This is a genomic window from Streptomyces sp. NPDC048734, from assembly GCF_043198675.1.
GTDB lineage: Bacteria > Actinomycetota > Actinomycetes > Streptomycetales > Streptomycetaceae > Streptomyces.
This window is the reverse complement of sequence record NZ_JBICUZ010000012.1, coordinates 33034-54808: the sequence shown is the minus strand read 5'-3', so window position 1 is coordinate 54808 and position 21775 is coordinate 33034. Positions and strand designations below refer to the sequence as shown.

The following is a 21775-nucleotide window of genomic DNA, read 5'->3' as shown; positions in this document are numbered from 1 at the left end:
CGGACGGCTCCGGCGGGTCGGCGGCCCGATGCCACCGGGCGGGCCCGGCCCCGGGACGACCCGGACGGCGACCCACCCCTGGGGCCGCGCCCGGCCCGCGAAGCCCGCCGCGGGAGCGGTCTGCTCACCCTGCTCGAGCTCTCGCCGTCACATCTGCCGGGTTAGTGTGGAAGCGGTCGCGGCACTCGGAGGCGGCCCGGATCCGTGTCCCGTTCCCAGGCGATCGACACCGCCTGACGGATGTGAGCGCGCCGCGAGCCCGGCCACGGCAGTGACCTCAGGGGAACAGAGGGCGGTCGATGACGACGATCGGCGTGGAAGAGGAATACCTGCTGGTTGACCCCGTCGTGGGCCTTCCGGTGCCGTACTCCGAGAAGGTGCGTCTGGCGGCGGACCTGGCCGCCCTCGCGGGCGGTAAGGAGGTCCAGTCCGAACTGCTCCAGGTCCAGGTCGAGGTGGGGACTCCGGTGTGCGACACGCTGGGGGAGGTCGGTGGGCACCTGCTGCGTCTGCGGCACGCGGTCGGCGCGGCCGCCGAGGAGCACGGCTGCCGGATGGTGGCCGTGGGGACGCCGCCGCTGCGGGACGGCCGGCCCGTGGGCGTCACCGACGAGGCGCGTTACCGCGCCATGCTGGTGCAGGCACCTCAGCTGGTGGCTGAGCAGCTGGTCAACGGCATGCACGTACACGTCGCCGTGCCCGGTCGGGAGGCGGGCGTGCAGGTGCTGAACAGGATGCGGGTCTGGCTGCCGGTGCTGACGGCGATGTCGGCCAACTCCCCGCTGTGGGACGGCCACGACACCGGGTTCGCCAGCTGGCGCACGGTGGTCTTCAGCCGCTGGCCGGTCACCGGCGTCACTCCCTCGTTCCGTGACGCGGCGGACTACGACCGCCGGTTGCAGCGCCTGCTGGAGAGCGGTCTGATCTCGGACACCGGGCAGGTGTACTGGCAGGCCCGTCTCTCGGAGCGCTATCCCACGGTCGAGGTGCGCTGTCCGGACGTCCAGCTCCACGCGGACGACGCCGTCATGCTCGCCGGAATCGTCCGGGCCCTGGTGGAGACGGCCCTGGCCGAGGCGACCGCCGACCGGACACCGCCGCCGGACCCGGCGCCGGAACTGCTGCAGGCAGCCATGTGGCACGCCGCCCGGCACGGGCTCGACGACACCCTGATCAGCCCGAACGGCGACCGCCGCCGCGCCGGCGACGTGCTGTGCGGGCTGCTGCGGCACATCGCCCCCGCTCTCGACGCCGCCGGCGACACCCGGCAGGTCACGGCCCTCGTCCACCGCCTCCTGCAGGACGGGACCGGTACCGACCGGCAACGGGCCGCCCTCGCACGGGGCGGCATGCGCGCGGTCATCGACCTGCTCACCGGTGAAAGCACCGCGCCATGAGCGGTGGGGCGGGTCCGCGACTCCGCCGTCGACGGGGCCGACTCCCGACGGCTCGGCCTGCCACCGGAATCCCCCCGAGCCGGTCTCGCACCCAGGTTGCCGCATACCGGCGCCGGGGCGTTCCGTCCAGTTGGTTCACCGTCTTTCACTCCATCGAGCAGCTGCGGGTGAAACCTGCCCAGCCGCACCACGGCGGCAGTACTTTTGCCGTCACCACCCTCGACACGGGAGGGACCGGCGGCCGTGCTCGTCACCCCGCCGGGCGTCGTCCGCGAGGGGTTCGGCCGTGTGCCGGAGTGGCCGGTGGGGCCGATGCGGGCCCACGTGTCCCGAGTCGCCCGACGGCGCGCCACGACAGGGAATTGACGGACCAACAGGGGGAGCGACGTGTCCGGCGTGAGCCTTCCGGAACACCGCTACAGCCGTACGGAGGCCACTCGCCTGCTGTGCGCCGGTGTCTATCAGGACGCGGGCTTCCGACGACGCGTCATCGAGGAACTGCTCGATCACCGTGAGCGGCCGGTCGCCGCACCCAACGGGGTCGACGTCCTGCCCGTGCTGTCCCACGCCCTGCGGGTGACCCGGCAGGAGGCCCGCGCCGCACTGCTGCTGCTCGGAGCCTGGGTGGGCTTCTTCCTGTCCGACGTGATCATGTTCTGGGACAGCCTCTCCGACCGCTGGGGGGACGGCGCCGACGTCGACTTCGGCGACGTGGTCGCCGCGTTCTTCGAAGGCGACGACCGGCTCACCGGCGGGATGCCGCTGCCCTGGTCCGTGCTGTACGCGATGGTCTGCCTGGCGCTGTGGTTCGCCCGGACCGCCCGCGGCGGTGGCGGCGCCGCCCGTTCCGCCGGGTTACCGGACCCGGTCGCCAAGGCCGCCGACGGCGCCGGCTCCGTGGTCTCCCTGGGCGCCGGGGCGTTCGCCCTCTTCTACTGGTTCTGGTACGTCCGCGGTGTGCTCGGCGGCGACGTCCAGACGCCGTACCCGCTGCTGTTCCCCCTCGCGATGGCGCTCATCGTCTGGTGGTACCAGACCTGGCAGCGCAAGGCCCTGTGCCTGCGACTGGCCCGCTGGACCTTCCCCACCGCCACCCAGCCGGAGCTGCCCGCCGGGCACCTGTACGAGACGGTGCGCGACGACGTCCGACGGGAGCAGGAGGCCGCGCTCACGCTGTACGGCGACGACAGCCCGTTCGTCGGCCTCGGTGTCCAGGGAACTCCCTGGTCGTTCGCGATGGAGCTGCGCAAGCGAGCCCCGGGGACCGGCGGGGCCGACACCGCGGACGCCGCTCCCGCCGACACCGACGGCACTCCGGTGCCCCACCAGGTCAGCGGCCCCCTGACCGCCGATTCCGCGCTCTCCATGATCGAACCGCAGCTGACCCGGCTGCGCGAGTCCGCCGCCCTGAGCGGCCGCGACCGGCTCCGCGACCTGGAGGTCGAGCGGTTCGTCTACCTCCCGGGAGGCGTGGCGCGCGACGAGGGACTGGAGGTCGGCGGTGTCCCCGACCCGGCCGCCCTCCCGCACGGCCCCGGCCGGGGCCTGTCCGTCTACGACCCCGCCCAGGTCGCCGCCCACCTCCGCGAGGCCGTCGACGAGGGAGGCGAGGGGCGGCGCGTGTTCCTGCGCGTCCGGGTCGGCGCCTGGCACGAACAGGTCGTCGTCACCGTCCTCGTCCGCGTGCACACCCAGGGCCGCATGCTCATGCTCGAAGTGCTCCCCTTCGTCCTCGGTCCCCTCCGCAAGGACTTCCGCTCCGTCGACACCTTCGTGGACAAGCTTCCCGAGACCTGGATCCGCGCCGCGCTGCGCGCCCTGCGACAGGCGCCGGCGATCGGGGTCGACACCGGCACCGGCGGGTTCGCCACCCTGACCAACGCCGTCACGGCCGGCTGGAAGGACGGCGAGGGACTCCCGGACGTGCCGCGAGTGTCCCTCCGTGAACTGGTGAGCGCCAACCAGCTGTCGGCCTTCCAGCGGATGGACAGCACCCGCTACGTGAAGACGATCCAGGAACGCATCGTCAACGGAGTCCGCGAGGCCCTCAAGGCGCACGGCTACCGCACCGAGGAGTTCGAGCAGCACGTCTACCAGCTCAGCGGCGGCAGCGTCTTCATCAAGGACATGTCCGGCGGCGCGGTGGCCACCGGCAGCCACGGCAGCGCGGCCCACCACGCCACCACGCCGCCCCCGTCGGCGGCCCGAGCCGACCACACCCCCTGAGACGCGAACACAGTCCCGCCGGGCCGACCACGCGCCCACCCCACGCCCTGAGAAGGGCACCACACGACCCGACAAGGCATCACACGCCCTGAGGAAGGGGACACCCCATGCCGAGCAGCGGACACAGCGGTCCGGAGCAGCCGCCGAGCAGCGGCGGCAGCGTGAACATCGGCTCGATGACCGGAGGATCGGTCGCCACCGGCAGCCACGGCACGGCGACGTCGTACAACACCACCGGCGCCGTAGTGGATCCCCGTCACGCCGAACTCCTCGCCGCCATCCGCGACTTGCGCGGTGCACTGCCGCCGGTGACGGACCGCGGCGCCGAGGACGCGACGCTCGACGGCGAACTCGCCGAGGCCGAGGCCGAGATCGTCGGGACCGGCACCGCCGGCACCGGCCGGCTCACCCGACTGCTGGGCGGAGTACGGAGTTGGCTCGGGTCCCAGGGCGCCGCCGTCGGCGCGGTCGCCTCGGCCACCGCCGTCGTCCAGGGCGTCGCCCAACTGCTCGGCTGACGAGCCGCCTTCACCCGACGACGGACCCGCCACCGTGGCAGGGAGGACAGCAGCGATGAGAGTGTTCGACACCGAGCGGCAGGAGTGGGGTGGATCACGACGCGAACGCCTCTTCCACGTCGAGCAGTACCTCGACCTGCCGCGCCAGCGGAGCGCCCTCCAGCGCACGGCGGTCGTCCTCGCCGTGTGCGGGGTCGCCTTCGGCACGTGGGCCCTGGCCTGGAAGGACGAGCCGGAACCCTACCGTCCGCCGGCCCAGGAGGCGCCCGTCGGTCCGGGCGCCACCGACGACGGTGTCGCGGGGGAGGAGGGGGAGGGGGCGACGGCCGACCCGGGCGTCACGGCATCGCCGGCGCCGCCGTCGGGCTACGAGGCCCTGGACGACTCCGAGGGCTTCCGCATCGCCCTGCCCGAGGGATGGTCCCGTGACAGCGACCCGTCGCAGTACGGCATCGACGTCGTCGAGTACCGCGCTCCCGACGGCATCCGCAGGGTCCAGATCTTCCAGCTCATGGAGGACTCCCCGCACGCCTCGGTGGTCGAGGCCCAGGCGACGGCGAGCAAACTCGACGGGTACCAGGAGATCCACGTGCAGTACGTGCCGGACCCGTCCGGGAACGAGGCGGCCGAGCACGAGTACACCGCGGACGAACTGAGCGGTGAACCCGTCGCCGGCTCCGCGTACCACGTCATCGACCACCGCTTCGAGGCCGTCGACGGAGAGCGGTACGCCCTCATCGCCTACGGCGCACAGGACGACGGAGCCGAGGACGAACGCGAACTGCTCGACACGGCGCGCGCGTGGTTCTGCCCGCCGTCCACGCAGTGCCCGGCGCCGGAGCCGTCCTGAACACGTCATGATGCAGCCATGATCACGATTCATCTGAAGTACGAGATCGACCCCGACAAGCTCGACGACTTCGAGGAGTACGGCCGCCGCTGGGTCGGACTCGTCAACCGCTTCGGCGGGACGCACCACGGCTACTTCCTGCCGAGCGAGGGCGACAGCGACATCGCCTACGCCCTCTTCTCCTTCCCCGGCCTCGCCGCGTACGAGCAGTACCGCACGGACAGCATGTCGGACCCGGAGTGCCTGGCCGCGTTCGAACTGGCGCGCAGCACCCGCTGCATCAGACGGTACGAGCGCCGCTTCCTGCGGCCGCTGGACGGGGTGTCGTAGGCGCGGGTGAGGCCGCGGCCGCCGGGAGCCGTGGCCGGCGAGTTCGGCATCCACTCACATCGGTGGACACCCCTGCACGCCACCGCCGAAGGGTGGGTGGAGTCGCTCGCGCTGACCCACCGTGCGTCCATGCGCGCGAGGCAGATCACCAAGGTCACCGGCGGCGACGTCGACAGCATCGCGCTGGACGGATACGAGCCGGTGCGAGAGGTGAAGGGGCTGGCAGACACCTGGTGGCGAGGAACCGACTCGCTGGTGGCGGTCTATTCAGGGGAGGCCGACTGCTCGTCCTTCCCCACGGCTCGCACTGCGTTGATCTACTCCGGCCTCGACGAATGGGGGCTGGGAGGATGAGCTGAGGACACAGGCGGCCGAAAGTACCGGAGAACGCTCCCCGACTCGTCGCCGGTCTCGCTTCAGGGGAACCGAGCTTTCTTCGCGTCGGCAGGCCGGCCCGCGCAGCCGGGAAGGAAACGCGCGATCACCTTCCCCTCCGGTCCTGTGCAGCGATACTCGCCTTCGTCACCCGGGAAGACGTCAACAGCCGGCAACAGCCGGACCACGATTCACATTTTCTCTGCAGGTTCAAGCACCCGCCGTCGCTCCGCTCCTCCGGGCGGGAGTGGGCGGCCGGCGGCACACGGCGTGAGGACGGAACACGTCGTGGCTGGGGCGGTCGGCTCCACGGCACTCCGCTCGCGTACGCGATCTTCAAAGCTGCTACCGGCACATTTGGCGTGAGTCATCCGAGAGCGCCCGTACGCACAGCAGTACGACGCCCGGTACGCGGATTCTGATCTCGGGCGCGCGACCTCCCGTCCAACTGATGTCCTGCCCCGCCGCTGACGAGTCGAGAGCTGTTTCCCATTCGACCAGGTCGCTGGGCAAGAGCCAGACTTCCAGCCGCCCACTGACGAACCCGGTCGTCACCAGGACGTTCGCGATCAGCGTGTCGTGTCCTGTCGGTTGAGGGTGGCGGTGCGGGCCTTCACCGCGGAGCGGGCGGCGTCGTGCAGGGCGCGTATGCCGGTGACGCTGTCGTCCTCGGGGGCACTGGAGGCCCGTCCGGACAGGGCGGCGCGGGCGGCTGCGTAGGCGTCAATGGGGGCGGACTTGCCGATGCGGCGGCGTTCGTCCCGGTCGGGCCGGTTGACCTCGATGACGTGCTGCCCGTGTGAGAGCGCGGCGCGGGTGAAGCCTGCTCCGCAGGAGGAGGTGCCTTCCACGCCGATCGCGATCACGTGGCCGTGGGCGTTCAGGAAGGCCAGGGCGGCGGCGTATCCGGCGGTGGTGGTGGTGAACTCGGCGTCCGCGAGGTGGCCGCCATTGTCGCTGATGACCGCGATGTGGAGGGTGTCGGCATGGGAGTCGACCCCGACGAACACATCCTGGTCCGCTGTGTCCTGTACCGCCGCCGATGTCATGCTGATGGCGCCTTCCTTGCCGGAGGCGGGCGCCGGCCGGGTGGCGCGGACAGGACATTGAAGGGGCTTCTGACCAAGCTCCTATCAGGTCGTGTTCCACCCGGCCGGAGCCATGAGAACAGGTCCCGGCAGCCGGACAGAACAGCCAGAGGACAGCCCAGCAGGACGTCAGTCAGTGCCTGAGCCACGGCCACCAGAACCTGCCTGGCAATATCAATGTCAGAGCCTGGGCTTACGGTCCAGGTATGGCGATCAGACCTTCAGCACGTTGGCGTGCGCGCGTGGACGAAGAGGCGAGAGAACTCACGGCCGGGACGCGCGCCCCGAGCGATGCTTTCCTGTCCGAGCTCTTCCCCGAGTCGCTGCTGGCGGCCACCGACGAGGCACTGCACGCGTTCGAGTCGGAGGTAGAGGCTCTCCAGGGCCAGGACGACGAGCAGGTCTTCAACGCGATCAAAAACGTCGTTCTGGCGCTGAACGAGATCAACGAGGAGCACAACGGCGCCGGTTACGAGACCGAGGAGCGTGAAGAACTGTGCCTCTACATCGATCAGACCCTGACGGAGCACAGCGTCGACGTCCCGGCGCTGGCGGCAGGACGAGGCATCGACCGCGCCGAGATCACGGATGACTGGCGGGACTGGTAGCCGTTGCCGCACGGCAACGGAGTACGGCAGTCCCAGCAGTCGTCAGCGCCCGACACCGGCCCTCGCGGTCCTCCCGGCAGCCTGCACGACCTCCGATGACCGCTCTCTGTAGAGAGTTGCGGATCAGAAGGCTGTCCAGACACACACCGGCCGGCGCCCACAGGACAGCGGCCTTCGGCTCGTGAACGGCAGAAGCCGATGGATCGAGGCGACAGCCTGGTTCGTCGTCAGGCGGGGCCTGGCAACAGCCGACACGCGCCGCGATGGCCGTCCCTTCGGCGACCCACACCACAGGCGCACCAGGACGAAGTGGAGATCACGGAGTACAAGCAGGAGTCGTGGAACCTGAACCACTCGGGCACCGGCATCGGCTTGTCCGTCCTCGGTGACGAGGTAGGCGTCACGGTGCCGTACCGGCATGCCGGGGACGATGCTGTGGCCGTGCTCGGCAAGGTCTCCGCCCTTGCGGCCGTCGTGGAGAAGGAGACCGGGCTGACCGCCTACGCACCCGGACAGAAGGCCCGCTGTCGGAGACGCCGTCGGAAAGCCCGATCGGGCTGATGTCGCGAATCGCCGGGGATCTGCACAGCCGCTACGGCGGTTGAGCACATCGGATTCAAGGGGCCGCCAAAGCGGTGGGCGGCGTCGGCGCGATGAGGAAGTCGTACTCGGGGCGCTCCCACCCCACCGCGGGTGGGTTCGCGGGCGCGGTGCCGGTGCGCACCGCGCCCATGCCCCGGTAGAAGCCCTCGGCCGGCGGATGCGACACCACCCGGACGCGGTCGAGCCCGGCGGCGCGCGCCTCGGCCCGCATGTGGGCGACGAGCAGCCGCCCGATGCCGCGGCCCTGCGCCTCGTCGGCGACGAACAGCAGGTCGAGTTCCTGCGGAGCGAGGAGCAGCGAGTAGAAACCGAGGACGCGGCCCTCGTGCTCGTCATCGGCGACGGCCACGAAAACGCGGTGGGCCTCGATGTAGCCGGGCCCGACCCGGTAGTCCGCGACCATGGCCGCGTACTGCCCCTCGTAGGCCCGCGAGCCACGCACCAGCCGCGTGAGCCGCTTGGCGTCCTTCGCGACGGCCCGCCGTACGGCGACCGGTCCGCTCCGCGGTGTAACACCTGACGTCATAAGGAGAGTATTACCCATCGGGAGGGTGTCCTCGCGCGGGGGTGGTCCGTCCGCCTCGTCCGCCTCCTCCGCCTCGTCCGCCTCCTCGGGCTCCTCGGGCAAGGACATGATCCGGAAAACGGGGCGATGCAGTCGTATCCGGCGGGCTCCCGGGTACCCGTCGCCGCGGGCCCGACTGCCGGTCGGGCCGATTGCCCGGTGGGCGACCCCCGGTGGCCGACGGCCCCGGCGTCGCCGTGGAGAAGGGAGCGCGCAGATGAGCAGGGTCAAGGAAACGGTCGAGGTGGACGTCCCCGTCCGCACCGCCTACAACCAGTGGACGCAGTTCGAGCAGTTCCCCCGGTTCATGGAGGGCGTGGAGGAGGTCAGGCAGCTGGACGACCGCCACAACCACTGGACGACCAAGATCGGCGGAACCCGGCGCGAGTTCGACACCGAGATCGTCGACCAGCTCGCGGACGAACGCATCACCTGGCGCACCACCAGCGGCGACACCCAGCAGAGGGGCACGGTCCGGTTCGAGCGCCTGGACGACACGCACACCCGGGTGGAGCTCGTGATGGACATCGAGCCGAGCGGGATGGTGGAGAAGGCCGCCGATGTGCTCGGCACGATCGACCGGCGCGTCAAGGGCGACATGAAGCGCTTCAAGCAGTACGTCGAGGAGCGCGGGAGCGAGTCCGGAGCCTGGCGCGGCCGCGTCAAGCCGGGTGACGCCGGCCCCTCGCTCTGACACGGCGGCCCCGCTCCCGGTCCGCGGCAGCCTCCGCCTCCGTACAGGCCGCCGCGCAGGCCGTCGCGCACACCGCGCAGGCCGTCGCGTACGCCGCCCGGGTCCCCGGACCGACCGCGGCGATCGACGCGAGGCGCGATGCGGGAAGACGCTTCGAGCCGTGGATCCAGGGGGCGGGAGTGACGCTCCCGCCCCCTGGATCCGGGGCGAGGGGAAAGCCACCGCGGATGCCGGTGCGGCCCGTCCCGCCCCCGGTTTCAGGGCGCTGAAACCGCGTTGAGGGCGAACTGAATCCGCTCCGCGCCAAGCTGTGGGGCATGACAACGACACCGACCGCACTCGCCATCGCGGTGAAGGGGCTGCGCAAGGCCTACGGGGAGAAGGTGGTCCTCGACGGCATCGACCTGGCCGTCCCGCAGGGCACGGTCTTCGCCCTCCTCGGCCCCAACGGCGCCGGCAAGACGACCGTCGTCAAGATCCTCTCCACCCTCGTCACCGCCGACGCCGGCGACCTGCGCGTCGGCACCCACGACCTGGCCGCCGACCCGCAGGCGGTGCGTGCCGAGATCGGCGTCACGGGGCAGTTCTCCGCCGTCGACGGCCTGATCACCGGCGAGGAGAACATGCTCCTCATGGCGGACCTGCACCATCTCCCCCGCAGCGAGGGCCGTCGCACCGCCGCCGAACTGCTGGAGCGCTTCGACCTCTCCGAGGCCGCCAGGAAGCCCGTCTCCACCTATTCCGGCGGCATGAAGCGCCGCCTGGACATCGCCATGACGCTGGTCGGCGGCCCGCGCGTCATCTTCCTCGACGAACCCACCACCGGCCTCGACCCCCGCAGCCGCCACACCATGTGGGGGATCATCCGCGAGCTGGTCTCCGGCGGCGTCACCGTCTTCCTCACCACCCAGTACCTGGAGGAGGCAGACGAACTCGCCGACCGCATCGCGGTGCTGAACGACGGCAGGATCGCCGCGGAGGGCAGCGCCGACGAACTGAAGCGGCTCGTCCCCGGCGGCCACGTGCGGCTGCGGTTCACCGACCCGGCCGCGTACCGGTCCGCCGCCGTCGCCCTGGGCGGGGCCACCATCCCCGGCTCACGGCTCCACCCGAGCGGGGCGACCCCCGAGGACGAGGCGCTGTCCCTGCGGATTCCCAGCGACGGCAGCCAGCGTGAACTGCGCGCCGTCCTCGACCGGCTGGACGCCGCCGGCATCGAGGCCGACGAGCTGACCGTGCACACCCCCGACCTCGACGACGTGTTCTTCGCCCTGACCGGCGGCACCGACCAGCCCAAGGAGACCGTCCGATGAGCGCCTCCCTCACCCCCGCCCGCCCTGCCCGGATCTCCCTCGCCGTCCGCGACTCGTCCACGATGCTGCGCCGCAACCTCCTGCACGCGCGCCGCTACCCGTCCCTCACCCTGAACCTGCTGCTCACGCCGATCATGCTGCTGCTGCTCTTCGTCTACATCTTCGGCGACGTGATGAGCGCGGGCATCGGGGGCGGCGGCGCCGACCGCTCCGACTACATCGCCTACATCGTCCCGGGCATCCTCATGATGACCATCGGCGGCACCGTGATCGGGGCCGCGGTGTCCGTGGCCACCGACATGGCCGAGGGCCTCATGGCCCGCTTCCGCACGATGGCGATCCACCGCGGCTCCGTGATCATCGGGCACGTCGTCGGCAGTGTGCTGCAGTCGCTCGCCAGCGTGGTCCTCGTCGGTGCCGTCGCGGTGGCCATCGGCTTCCGGTCCACGGACGCCACCGCCCTGGAGTGGCTGGCCGCGTTCGGGCTGCTCGCGCTGTTCGCCACGGCGCTCACCTGGATCGCGGTCGGGATGGGCATGGCAAGCCCGAACGCCGAGGCGGCCGCCAACAGCGCGCAGCCCCTGATCCTCCTCCCGCTCATCTCGAGCGCCTTCATCCCGGCCGACACGATGCCGGGCTGGTTCCAGCCGATCGCCGAGTACCAGCCGTTCACACCCGCCATCGAGACGCTGCGCGGCCTGCTGCTCGGCACCGGGATCGGCGACAACTGGTGGATCGCGATCGCCTGGTGCCTGGGCCTGACCGCGCTCGGCTACCGCTGGTCGACGGCGTCGTTCAACCGCGACCCGAAATGAGCGCGCGGACTGCCTCCCGCAGCTCGTCCCGCGTCAGGGCGGCGTACTCCGACACCGCGTCGGCGTACGCCGCCCGGTCGGCGTGCTCGGCCGCCCGCCGGGCGCGGTCCCGCGACATCGTCGGCTGGAACTCGCGCGCCACCCGCAGCCGTTCGGCGAGCGCGATCATCCGCACGGCCGAGGGGTCGCCGGACGCGATCCCCGCCATGCCGACCGCGTGCAGGACCGTCCCGTACAACAGCAGCTCCATGGGCGGACCGGCCGGGCGGCGGAGCAGGGTCCGCAACGTCTGCCGGAGCCGCTCGACCGGCTCCGTGACCAGCTCGGGACGGCCGGCGTGCGCGTGGGCCGTCACAGCCGCCGAGTGGATCTGCAGCGCCGACGGGTCCAGCCAGGGGTCGTCGCCGCGCTTGGAGCCGGCCTCGAGCATCCGCTCCACGGCGCCGCGCCACAGGCCGAGCCCGGCCTCGGTCAGCCCGCGGGCGAGTGCGATCTCGGCACGCCCGCCGAGGTCGGGCCGGTGGAAGGAGTCCTGCTGCGGGATGCCGTGGCTCTCCGCCTGCCGCAGCCAGTCCTCGGCCTCGTCGGGGTTGCCGCGCTGCAGGCAGGCGAGGACCAGACTGGTGCGGATGAAGAGGTAGTCGTGCCCGTCGCCGAGCCGCGGCATCACCTCGAGCGTCGCCCTGAGGTGCTCGTAGGCTTCCTCGCCCCGCCCCGTCCGCAGGCACAGCTCGCTCAGCCGGGAATGTCCCATGAGCCGCATGGACGGATTGTCGACCGGAGCCAGCGCGGTGAGTGTCCGGCGGGCCGAGGCGAGCGCACGGTCGATGTCGTGCTCGTACTCCCAGACGTAGGTGGCGATGCACTCGGCGACGCCGGCGACCAGCGGCTGCCCGCTGTCGCAGAGATCCCGCAGCACGGCGTAGTCGGGGGGCAGCATCCCGGGGACCGCGCTCAGCACCACCGCGATGGCGCGCGGCAGGGTGTCCGGCGGGGCGGCGGGCAGCCGGCGGAGGGTGACGAGCTGGCGTACGGCGGCCGGGCCGTGGCCCATGAACAGGCCCGCCGTGCCCAACACCGCGGCGGCGCGGGCCACTTCGACGAAATCGGGCTCGGGGCGGTAGTGCGACAGCGGCGGGCCGGTGTCCGCGACGAGTGCGGCGAGACGCGGGAAGTTGGAGTCGGTCGACCACAGCGCGGCGAGGACGGCGGTGAGCGCGGCGAGGGTGGGGCCGTCCGAACGGGCCAGCGCGTACCGCAGGGCCAGCACGAGGTTGTCCTGCTCGGCCCTGACCCGCTCCCCGGCGTCCCGCGGTTCCGAGCCGAAGAACCAGTCGTGGTACGTGACCCCGAAGTCCCGCGCCCAGGCGAGGAACCGGCCGACGGCCTCCTCTTCCTCACCCGCCTCCGCGCACCGGGCCGCGCTGAACTCCCGTACGGTCTCCAGCATCCGGAACCGCACACCGGCCGGGGTGTCGGCGACGGTGAGCAGCGACTGGTCGGCCAACTGCTCCAGCAGCGACAGCGCGTCCTCACCCAGCACCTGCTCGGCCGCGTCCCCCGAGAAGCCGCCGGGGAAGACGGACAGCGTACGCAGCGCCGCCCGGGCGTCCGGGGCGAGCAGGTTCCAGCTCCACTCCACGACCGCGTGCAGCGTGCGGTGGCGCTCCGGCACGTCCCGCACCCCGCCCCGCAGCAGCGCGAACCGGTCGCCGAGGCGGCGGGCGATCTCCGGCACCGACAGCACCCGTACCCGCGCGGCGGCCAGCTCCACGGCGAGCGGCAGCCCGTCGAGGTGGCGGCACAGCTCGGCCACCGCGTACGGCGGCAGCACCACGCCGGGGCGGGCGGCCCGCGCCCGCTGCGTGAACAGCTCGGCCGAGGTGTCGGGACCCAGCTCCGGCAGCACGTACACCGCCTCCGAGGTGAGGCCCAGCGGGGACCGGCTGGTGGCGAGCACCCGCAGGTCCTTGGACGACGACACGAGGACCCGTACGAGGTCGGCGACGCCCCGGACGACCTGCTCACAGTTGTCCAGCACCACCAGGGCGGGCCCGGAGCCGAGCACACCGAGGACGCCGGCCACCGGGTCGGCCGAGGCGTGGCCGCTCACGGTGCCGTGCCGCCCCTCGCCCGCGCCGAGCACCGAGGCCACCTCCGCCGCGACGTCCTCGTCCGCGGTGACACCGGCGAGCGGCACGCAGTACACCGCGCGCTGCTCGGCCCGGCGGCTGACGGCGTGCGCGAGCCGGGTCTTGCCCAGGCCCCCGGGGCCGACGACGGTCACCGCGCGCGAGGCACGCAGCAGTTGCCGCACCGCCGCGACGTCCTCGTCCCGGCCCAGCAGCGGGTTCGGCTCGTGCGGTACGCCGTACCGGACCGCCGGCGCCTCCCCGTCCAGCAACTCCCGCTGCACCGCCCTGAGTCCGGGCCCCGGGTCCGTGCCCAGCTCGTCGCGCAGCCGGCGGCGGTAGGTCTCGTACCGGGTCAGCGCGGCGGACGGCCCCGCCGTGGCCGCCTCGCCCCGCAGCAGCTCGGCGAGCACCTCCTCGTCGCGCGGACGCTCCGCCGCGGCTTCGGCCAGCGGTCCGGCCGCCTCCGCGTGCCGCCCCAGCCGGGCCAGTGCGAGGGCCCGCGCACGGACGAGCGTGCCGCGGACGGGCGAGCGCGCGGTGCGCAGCGCGGCCACCGGGTCATCGGTGCTGCCCGTCCCCCCGGGGGCGCCGTCCCACAGCGCGAGCCCCGCCTCCGCCGCGGCCAGCGAACCCGCGTGGTCGCCGACCCTGGCCCGCTCCGCGCTCGCGGCGGCGCACAGCAACAGGGCGGAACTGTCGACCCGGTCCGCGGCGAGGGCGAGCCGGTACCCGTTCGGCGTGCCGACGATGACGTCGGCGCCCAGCTGTGCCCGCGCCCTGGACACCAGGACCTGGAGCGCCTTGCCCGGCCGCTCCGGCAACCGGTCCGGCCACAGCCCCGCGACGAGCCGCTCGGTGCCGCAGCCGGCGCGCAGGTCACCCGCGAGCAGTGCGAGGAGACCACGGAGCCGGGGCGCGGTGATCTCCTTCCCGAGATAGGCGACGCGCGGCAGCAGGGTCAGGTCGGTGGTCACCCGTGCAGATTAGCCAAGCCCGCCGATCGCCCGCGTCGGCGCCGGTTCTCCGGAGCCGGGATGGGTAGGGGTCTTGCCGGGATGGGTAGGGGTCTTTCCGTAAGAGAGCGTGAGGCAGCCGCCCGGGCGGCCGTGGGGTGCGTGGGCACTCCTCGCGCGTGCCTTCCCGGGTGACGGACGGGCCGTACCGGTGACCACGGACGCTGTGCCCCCCTTCACGCGCTCGCGTCCTCGGAAGGGGGCCCTGTGGAGCCGTGGCTGATCTGGGTGATCATCGCGGGATTCTTCGCCCTGGCGGAGATCTTCACGCTCACCGCCGCACTGGGCATGCTCGGTGGGGCCGCGTTGATCACGGCCGGAACCGCTGCCCTGGGGCTGCCCGAGCCCCTCCAACTCCTCGTCTTCACCGTCGTCGCCACGCTCAGCCTGGTGTTCCTGCGCCCGGTCGCGCTGCGACACGTGCTGCAGCCCCAGACGGAGCGGTTCGGCGTCGACGCGCTGGTCGGGAAGTCCGCCTACGTCATCTCCGAGGTGACCGGAGCCGGGGGCAGAGTCCGGATCGAGGGCGAGGAGTGGACGGCGCGCGCCTATGACGAGACGTTGGTGATTCCCCCTGGAACGGCCGTGGACGTCATGGAGATCAGCGGCTCCACCGCACTCGTCTACCCCCGGGAGTGAAACATGGAAGCTTCGGCGTTCCTCGTCGCCGGTCTGATCGTCGCCCTGCTGGCGGTCCTCACCGTGGTACGGGCGGTGCGCATCGTGCCCCAGGCGCGCGCCCGCAACGTCGAACGGCTCGGCCGTTACCACCGGACGCTGAAACCCGGCCTCAGCCTCGTGATCCCCTTCATCGACCGGGTGTATCCGGTGATCGACCTGCGGGAACAGGTCGTCTCCTTCAAACCGCAGCCGGTGATCACCGAGGACAACCTGGTCGTCGAGATCGACACCGTGCTGTACTTCCAGGTCACCGATCCGCGCGCGGCCTTCTACGAGATCGCCAACTTCCTCCAGGCGGTGGAGCAGCTCACCGTCACCACCCTGCGCAACGTGGTGGGGTCCATGGATCTGGAGAAGACCCTCACCTCCCGCGACACCATCAACAGCCAGCTCCGCGGTGTGCTGGACGAGGCCACCGGCAAATGGGGTCTGAGGGTCAACCGGGTGGAGATCAAGGCCATCGACCCTCCCCAGTCCATCAAGGACGCCATGCAGAAGCAGATGCGGGCCGAGCGGGACAAGCGGGCCGCGATCCTCGGTGCCGAAGGGCAACGCCAGTCGCAGATCCTCACCGCCGAGGGTGACAAGCAGGCCGCCGTCCTGCGCGCGGAGGGCAACCGCACGGCCGCGATCCTCCAGGCCGAAGGGCAGTCCCGGGCCATCGACGAGGTGTTCCAGGCCGTGCACCGCAACGATCCCGATCCCAAGCTCCTCGCCTACCAGTACCTCCAGACGCTGCCCCACCTCGCGCAGGGTCCGGGCAACAACTTCTGGGTGATCCCCAGCGAGATCACCTCCGCGCTCAGCGACGTGTCACGGGCGTTCAGCGAGGTCCTGCCCCAGTCGCCGGCCACGCGCGAGAAGCACTCGGACGGCGGGGCGGCCCAGGCACAGGCGCAGGCGGCCAGCGACGCCGCGCAGGCCGCGGAAGCGGCTGCCGAGGCCCTCGCCGACGCGGCCAGGGCCGACGGCACCGCTCCGCGCGCCCTCCCCGACGACCGGAGCCCCGGAAACGGGTGACCGGCGTCCGGCCGCCGTCGCCGGGGCGGCCGTACGGGTGGGCCGTTGCCGCGCCGGGTCCGCGGCGGTGGTCCGGTCGGTGAGGTCGTGGGGCGGGCCGTCGTGAAGGTCTGGCCGCTCGACCGCCGGGGCCCGCCGCCCGCTCCCGACGCCCTCGACCGGACGGGCTGAACCCCTCGGATTCGTGACCGCGCATCCCGCCGTGACCAGCGCGCTCATCGGTCCCCGCACGCCGGGGCACCTGCACGCGCAGCTCGCCGCCGCCGACACCGTGCTCTCCGCCGACGTGCTCGACGCGATCGACGCCGTCGTGGCCCCCGGCACCGACCTGGCCGCACACGAGAAGCACGACACCCCGCCCGCGCTGCTCGACCCGTCCCTGCGGTGCCGCTGACCGCCTGGGGCGGTGTCCGGCGGGCGGCGTCCACCGACCGCCCCGACCGGTCGGCCCAGGGCGATCACGCGACCGTGAGGGCCGGGCGGGATCCCCCACCCGCCGGAGGGCGGGGGAGCGGCCGGTCACCTCCGGGGCGGCACGAGCAGGGTGTGGACGTCCTGGCCGGCGAAGATCAGGCCGTCGGGGTGGCCGAGGTCGATGGCGAGCGCCAGCTCCTCGTCGGTGGGCCAGTTGGCCGCCAGCAGACCGAGCTGCACCTGATGCCCGATGTGCACCTCGGGCAGCGTGTGCAGCATGCGCTCCACGGAGGTGAAGACGGGAACCGTGTGCGGTTGCGGCGGGTCGTCGATCACCGGGAGGGTCAGCCTGCCGTCCTGCGGGGAACGACGGGCGACGAACTCGTCCGGCTCCGGAACCAGGATGTCGCAGGCGACGAGGGTGTCCAGCACCGTCCGGTCGTCGGGTGTGCGGTTGAGGTCGCGCAGCGCCTCCTGGGCGGCCGCCACGAGCAGTTCCTCGGGGATGCTGTCGTCGCGCATGGCTTCACCCCATCGTGGCCCCGGCCGGACCGCCCGGCGCGGGGTGCGCCGGGCGGCGCGTGGCCTCACCTTCCCGGTACCCGAGGCGGGTCGGGCCATGCGGGGCCCCGGGCGCCGACGCGCTCCCGTCCCCCCGCCCCCGGTAAGAGCCGCAGGGCGCCGGCCGGCGGCCCGGCACCCCCGGCGGCGCCGTGGATCACCCGGACGGCAGGGCCGCTCGTGCGACAGGCTCCGGCACGCAGGAGATCCCCCGCCACGGCGCCGACGCCCCCACGGGCGCCCGACGCGACATCACCGCCGTCGACGCGTCCGCGCCGTCGGCACGAGGGCACGGACCACCCGCCGCCCCGCCCCGTCGGCACGAGGGCACGGACCACCCGCCGCCCCGCCCCGTCGGGAACGCGGGGCCGTCGCATTAATGCCGTGCCGGGACACCGACGGTGGTGCAGACTCGCCCCATGGCCGACATGGGGGCGTTCCGGGACGAGGTGAGTGCCTGGGCGGCCGGCGGTCCCGGCGGACCGGCGAGGGATCTCGCGGCGCGCCTGGGGGTACGGACCGCGGTGCTGCTCGAAGGACCGAGCGATCTGGCCGCCGTCGAGACGCTGGCCGCACGGCGCGGCCGGGACCTGGCCGTCGAAGGGGTGTGCGTCGTGTCCATGGGCGGGGCGATGAGCGTCGCCCGCTACGCCGACCTCCTCGGCCCGCCCGGTCTCGGCCTGCGCCTGGCCGGACTCTGCGACGAACGCGAACAGCCCTTCTACGCCCGCGGCCTGCAACGGGCGGGGGTGCCGCGCCGGAACTTCTTCGTGTGCGTGACGGACCTGGAGGACGAACTCGTCCGAGCGCTGGGTCCGGCGAAGGTCGAGGAGGTCGTCCGGGCCGAGGGCGACCTCCGCGCCTGGCAGACCTTCCTGAACCAGCCCGCCCAGCACGGCCGGCCCCGACAGCAGCAGTTGCGGCGCTTCCTCGGCACGAAGAAGGGCCGCAAGATCCGCTACGGCCGCCTCCTGGTCGAGGCCCTCGCCCCCGACCGGGTACCGGCCCCGCTCGACGACCTCCTCAGGAGCCTGTGACCGGCAGCTCCGTGAGACGAAGGACGGGAGGCCGTCGGCACGACGGCGACCGGGCGCCGTCACGAAGGAGTCGACCGCATGACGCCGCCTGCGCAGGGTCGGCGGCGTCCCGCCACGACCTGATGACGGCAGCCTCCTCGCCGTCCCACCGCCCCGCACCGGCCGAGCGGGCGGTGCATGAGTTCTGCGTGCTGCCCCCTCGATGACGAGAACGCCCGGACTCGACGACGAGGACGCCCGGAAAGGCGTCAGCCGTGGCGGTTCTCCGAACAGGCCGCCACGGTGGGGGATCCGTACCCGGGACGAGACGGCCCCGCCGTCCGTGACATCACGGCACCGGCGGATGATCGTCTTCCTCGGCCCGCCACTGGCGTGTACGTTCGAACGGACTCGGCGCGGGGCGATCCTCGCCCTGCCTCATCCGCCTCATCCGTCACATCACGCGAAAAGAACACCTCACCCATGGACCTGGCCACGCGCCGCCGCAGAACGGCGCTGTTCCTCCTGTTCCTCGTACCCGGTCTGTCGATCTCCTCCTGGGTGACGCGGACGCCCGACATCAGGGACCTGCTCGGCGCGTCGACCGCGCAGATGGGGATCATCCTGTTCGGGCTCTCCGTCGGCTCCATGATCGGCATCCTCGGTTCCGGAGCGCTGGTGGCCAGGTTCGGCACCCGGCCCGTCATGGGCGCGGGGACGCTGCTGGTCATCCTCAGCATGGCGGTCGTCGGCGCCGGCGCGATGCTCACCTCCGCCCCCGTCGTCACCGCCGGTCTGTTCCTCTTCGGCGCGGGCATGGGCGGGGGAGAGGTCGCGGTCAACGTCGACGGTGCCGAAGTCGAACGGCTGGCGGGGCGCACGGTGCTGCCCACGCTCCACGGCTTCTTCAGCCTGGGCACCGTCGTGGGAGCCGCGTGCGGCATCCTGTGCACCGCGGCCGACGTTCCGGTGCAGTGGCACCTGGCCGTCGTCGTCGCCGTCACGGCCGGCATGTTCGCCCACGCCCTGCGCGCCGTCCCCGGCGGGGTGGGAAGGACCCAGGGCCGGGACCGGCGGCCCGACAGCGGTACCGCGTCGCCCCGGGCGCAGGTCCACAAGGACCGGCGGCTGCTCCTGATCGGCGGTGTCATCCTGGCCATGGCTCTGGCCGAGGGGTCCGCGAACGACTGGCTGCCCCTCCTCATGGTCGACGGTCACGGCGTGGACCCCGCCCTGGGGTCCGCCGTCTACACGGGGTTCGCCGCCGCCATGACGATCGGCCGCTTCGGCGGCGGCTTCCTCATCGACCGCGTCGGCCGCGCGCCCGTCGTACGGGCGAGCGCCGTCTCGGCGACTCTCGGGATCGCCGTCGTCGCCTTCGCCGACTCCGCCCTCCTGGCGGGCGCCGCCGTGCTGCTCTGGGGCATGGGAGCCTCGCTCGGCTTCCCCGTCGCGCTCTCGGCGGCCGGTGACTCCGGCCCGGACGCGGCGGCCAGGGTCAGCCTCGTCGCCATGATCGGTTACGTCGCGTTCCTCGTCGGCCCTCCCGGCCTCGGTTTCCTCGGTGACCACTACGGCCTGCGCACCGCCATGACCGTCGTCCTCGCCTTCACCGCCGTGGCCATCGCCCTCGCCCCCGCCGTCGGCACCCGCTCCACCACGACCGCGCGCACCCCTGACCCCGCGGCGCGCCCCTGACGTCGACGTCCCCTCGCGGGCGGTCCTCCGGCACGCGGTGCCGGGTGCCGGGCAGCAGTCCGCCGCCCCGGAGGGGATCCGCGAACACGTGAGGAAGGCCGGTACCCGGTGCGACGGCGTCGTGCACGCGATCCTTTTATCCGTTGCCCGAACAGCCGCGGATTGGTCCGAAAAAGAAATTCCCTCGATCGGATGAGCGACCAATCCGCGGGGCCGTCGGGGCCGGATTCCCCACGTGACGGACGACGAGAAGAAACCGCGGGAAACCCGCTCGCCGATGCGGACGGCGCTCGGTGCGCTCAGCGGCGTACTGGCGGGCGGCACGGCGCTGGCCGTGGCCGAGCTGGTCTCGGCGTGGGTGCGTCCGCAGGCCGGTCCGGTCATCGCCGTGGGCGGCGCCGCGATCGACCGTACGCCCGCCGCCGTGAAGGACTGGGCGATCCGTCATTTCGGCACCGACGACAAATTGGTGCTCCAGCTCGGAATTCTCGCGGTACTGGCCCTCTGCGCGACAGTGCTGGGTGTTCTCGCCCTGCGGTATCGGCTTTTCGGCGCCGGGGGAGTTCTTCTCTTCGGGGTGGCCGGAGCGGCCGCCGCACTCGGCCGGCCCGACTCCGACGGTCTCACCGACGCGCTGCCCTCCGCGGTGGGCGCGGTCGCCGGAGCGGCGCTGCTGTACTTCCTCGCCGGCCGGTTGCCGTCACGCGGTCCCGCGCCGGCCGCCGCGAGGGCCGCCCCGGAGCGCGACGCCTCCGAGGTCCCGGACCGGGACCGCCGCGGCTTCGTGATCGCCGCCTCCGCCGCGGCCCTCGCGGCGGCCGGCGCGGGCGCCCTCGGCCGCGCCCTGAACGGATCGAGCGGCCGCGGCGCGGTCGCCTCCCGGAAGGACGTCGTCCTGCCGTCCCCGGGATCCGCCGCTCCGCCGCTTCCCCGAGGCACCCGGTTGAGGATCCCGGGGATCACCCCCTTCGTCACCCCGAACAAGGACTTCTACCGCGTGGACACCGCTCTGGTGGTGCCCAAGGTGGACGCCACGTCCTGGCGGCTGCGCCTCCACGGCGAGGGAGTCACCAGGCCGGTCACGTTCACCTTCGACGACCTGCTGCGGCGGGAGCTGGTCGAGCGCGACATCACGCTCACCTGCGTGTCCAACGAGGTCGGTGGCCCGTACGCAGGCAACGCCCGCTGGACCGGCGTACGTCTCGCCGACCTCCTCGCCGAGTGCGGTGTCCTGCCTCCCTCGAAGGGCGGACCCGCCGACCAGCTGGTGGCGCGTTCCGTCGACGGCATGACCCTCGGAACGCCGGTGGAGGACGTGATGGACGGCCGGGACGCCCTCCTCGCCGTCGGGATGAACGGCGAGCCGCTGCCCTTCGCCCACGGGTTCCCGGTCCGCATGGTGGTCCCCGGCCTGTACGGCTACGTCTCCGCCTGCAAGTGGATCGAGGACATCGAGCTGACCACGTTCGACGCCTACGACACCTACTGGGTCAAACGGAAGTGGGCCCGCCAGGCACCGATCAAGACCCAGTCCCGGATCGACACCCCGAGACCGTTCGCCCGCCCCCGGGTCGGCACCGTCATGGTCGCCGGGGTCGCCTGGGCCCAGCACCGCGGTATCGACAAGGTCGAGGTGCGCGTCGACGACGGGCCCTGGCAGGAGGCACGCCTGGCCGCCGAGGGCTCGCGCGACACCTGGCGCCAGTGGTCCTTCCCCTGGCAGGCCACCAAGGGCGGCCACACCCTCACGGTGCGCGCCACCGACCGTACCGGTGCGGTGCAGACCGACACCCGCACCCGCACCGTCCCCGACGGTGCCGACGGCCGGCACTCCGTGGTGGTCACCGTCGAGTGA

At 72.6% G+C, this 21775-nt stretch carries 21 protein-coding genes and 1 pseudogene; 17 read left to right on the top strand and 5 right to left on the bottom strand.

The window, feature by feature from the left end; all coding sequences use genetic code 11:
• The first annotated feature begins 299 nt into the window (after window positions 1-299).
• From ACGFQC_RS27435 to ACGFQC_RS27410, 6 genes are all read left to right on the top strand, one after another.
• Window positions 300-1397, top strand: a complete 1098-nt coding sequence (locus ACGFQC_RS27435) for a glutamate--cysteine ligase (RefSeq protein WP_363089544.1) — start codon at window positions 300-302, stop codon at window positions 1395-1397.
• A 396-nt stretch (window positions 1398-1793) separates the two neighbouring features.
• Window positions 1794-3623, top strand: coding sequence for a hypothetical protein (locus ACGFQC_RS27430; protein ID WP_363089543.1), 1830 nt, complete (start codon window positions 1794-1796; stop codon window positions 3621-3623).
• Between the two features lie 107 nt (window positions 3624-3730).
• Complete coding sequence (locus tag ACGFQC_RS27425) at window positions 3731-4141, top strand: hypothetical protein (protein ID WP_363089542.1); 411 nt, start codon at window positions 3731-3733, stop codon at window positions 4139-4141.
• Between the two features lie 55 nt (window positions 4142-4196).
• Entirely contained in the window at window positions 4197-4991 is a 795-nt protein-coding gene (locus ACGFQC_RS27420; protein WP_363089541.1) for a hypothetical protein, read from the top strand.
• Between the two features lie 18 nt (window positions 4992-5009).
• Window positions 5010-5321, top strand: coding sequence for an NIPSNAP family protein (locus ACGFQC_RS27415; RefSeq protein WP_363089540.1), 312 nt, complete (start codon window positions 5010-5012; stop codon window positions 5319-5321).
• 30 nt (window positions 5322-5351) lie between these two features.
• The gene (locus ACGFQC_RS27410) at window positions 5352-5675 is read left to right on the top strand and encodes a hypothetical protein (protein ID WP_363089539.1); all 324 of its coding nucleotides are present in this window, start codon (window positions 5352-5354) and stop codon (window positions 5673-5675) included.
• Between the two features lie 366 nt (window positions 5676-6041).
• Here the strand turns inward: ACGFQC_RS27410 and ACGFQC_RS27405 are convergent, their stop codons facing one another.
• Window positions 6042-6251 carry a DUF5959 family protein gene (locus ACGFQC_RS27405; protein WP_363089538.1) on the bottom strand — a complete coding sequence of 70 codons (210 nt, stop codon included), beginning with the start codon at window positions 6249-6251 and terminating at the stop codon, window positions 6042-6044.
• A gap of 14 nt (window positions 6252-6265) precedes the next feature.
• Window positions 6266-6745, bottom strand: coding sequence for a transposase (locus tag ACGFQC_RS27400; protein WP_363089537.1), 480 nt, complete (start codon window positions 6743-6745; stop codon window positions 6266-6268).
• A 281-nt stretch (window positions 6746-7026) separates the two neighbouring features.
• Between ACGFQC_RS27400 and ACGFQC_RS27395 the strand changes: the two genes are divergently transcribed.
• Together ACGFQC_RS27395 and ACGFQC_RS27390 are read left to right on the top strand one after the other, a co-directional pair.
• Window positions 7027-7392, top strand: coding sequence for a hypothetical protein (locus ACGFQC_RS27395; RefSeq protein ID WP_363089536.1), 366 nt, complete (start codon window positions 7027-7029; stop codon window positions 7390-7392).
• Window positions 7393-7701: 309 nt separating this feature from the next.
• On the top strand, window positions 7702-7953 hold the full coding sequence (locus ACGFQC_RS27390) for a hypothetical protein (protein WP_363089535.1): 252 nt from the start codon (window positions 7702-7704) through the stop codon (window positions 7951-7953).
• Between the two features lie 55 nt (window positions 7954-8008).
• Here ACGFQC_RS27390 and ACGFQC_RS27385 read toward each other — a convergent pair whose 3' ends face one another.
• Window positions 8009-8539 (bottom strand): GNAT family N-acetyltransferase, encoded by a 531-nt coding sequence (locus ACGFQC_RS27385; RefSeq protein WP_393288853.1) that lies wholly within the window; start codon window positions 8537-8539, stop codon window positions 8009-8011.
• 238 nt (window positions 8540-8777) lie between these two features.
• Here ACGFQC_RS27385 and ACGFQC_RS27380 point away from each other — a divergent pair, with 238 nt between their 5' ends.
• From ACGFQC_RS27380 to ACGFQC_RS27370, 3 genes are all read left to right on the top strand, one after another.
• Complete coding sequence (locus tag ACGFQC_RS27380; RefSeq protein WP_363089534.1) at window positions 8778-9254, top strand: SRPBCC family protein; 477 nt, start codon at window positions 8778-8780, stop codon at window positions 9252-9254.
• A gap of 317 nt (window positions 9255-9571) precedes the next feature.
• Entirely contained in the window at window positions 9572-10567 is a 996-nt protein-coding gene (locus ACGFQC_RS27375; protein WP_363089533.1) for an ATP-binding cassette domain-containing protein, read from the top strand.
• Window positions 10564-11382, top strand: coding sequence for an ABC transporter permease (locus ACGFQC_RS27370; protein ID WP_363089532.1), 819 nt, complete (start codon window positions 10564-10566; stop codon window positions 11380-11382). The genes ACGFQC_RS27375 and ACGFQC_RS27370 overlap by 4 nt, the downstream gene beginning before the upstream one ends.
• On the opposite strand, the gene ACGFQC_RS27365 is transcribed toward ACGFQC_RS27370, so the two are convergent.
• On the bottom strand, window positions 11363-14491 hold the full coding sequence (locus tag ACGFQC_RS27365) for a BTAD domain-containing putative transcriptional regulator (protein WP_363089531.1): 3129 nt from the start codon (window positions 14489-14491) through the stop codon (window positions 11363-11365). The genes ACGFQC_RS27370 and ACGFQC_RS27365 overlap by 20 nt on opposite strands.
• 246 nt (window positions 14492-14737) lie before the next feature.
• On the opposite strand from ACGFQC_RS27365, the gene ACGFQC_RS27360 reads away from it, so the two are divergent.
• From ACGFQC_RS27360 to ACGFQC_RS27350, 3 genes and pseudogenes are all read left to right on the top strand, one after another.
• Entirely contained in the window at window positions 14738-15169 is a 432-nt protein-coding gene (locus tag ACGFQC_RS27360) for an NfeD family protein (RefSeq protein WP_363089530.1), read from the top strand.
• A 3-nt stretch (window positions 15170-15172) separates the two neighbouring features.
• Window positions 15173-16231 carry an SPFH domain-containing protein gene (locus tag ACGFQC_RS27355; RefSeq protein WP_363089529.1) on the top strand — a complete coding sequence of 353 codons (1059 nt, stop codon included), beginning with the start codon at window positions 15173-15175 and terminating at the stop codon, window positions 16229-16231.
• 175 nt (window positions 16232-16406) lie between these two features.
• Window positions 16407-16625 (top strand): annotated as a pseudogene (locus ACGFQC_RS27350) (aldo/keto reductase); the annotation flags it as partial.
• A 125-nt stretch (window positions 16626-16750) separates the two neighbouring features.
• Here the strand turns inward: ACGFQC_RS27350 and ACGFQC_RS27345 are convergent.
• A complete protein-coding gene (locus ACGFQC_RS27345) occupies window positions 16751-17167 on the bottom strand; it encodes an SseB family protein (protein ID WP_363089528.1) in 417 nt (138 codons plus the stop codon).
• A gap of 458 nt (window positions 17168-17625) precedes the next feature.
• Between ACGFQC_RS27345 and ACGFQC_RS27340 the strand changes: the two genes are divergently transcribed.
• The 3 genes from ACGFQC_RS27340 (at window position 17626) to ACGFQC_RS27330 (ending at window position 21775) form a co-directional block, all read left to right on the top strand.
• On the top strand, window positions 17626-18243 hold the full coding sequence (locus tag ACGFQC_RS27340; protein WP_363089527.1) for a TOPRIM nucleotidyl transferase/hydrolase domain-containing protein: 618 nt from the start codon (window positions 17626-17628) through the stop codon (window positions 18241-18243).
• 462 nt (window positions 18244-18705) lie between these two features.
• On the top strand, window positions 18706-19920 hold the full coding sequence (locus ACGFQC_RS27335) for an MFS transporter (RefSeq protein WP_363089526.1): 1215 nt from the start codon (window positions 18706-18708) through the stop codon (window positions 19918-19920).
• A 235-nt stretch (window positions 19921-20155) separates the two neighbouring features.
• On the top strand, window positions 20156-21775 hold the full coding sequence (locus ACGFQC_RS27330) for a sulfite oxidase (protein WP_393288804.1): 1620 nt from the start codon (window positions 20156-20158) through the stop codon (window positions 21773-21775).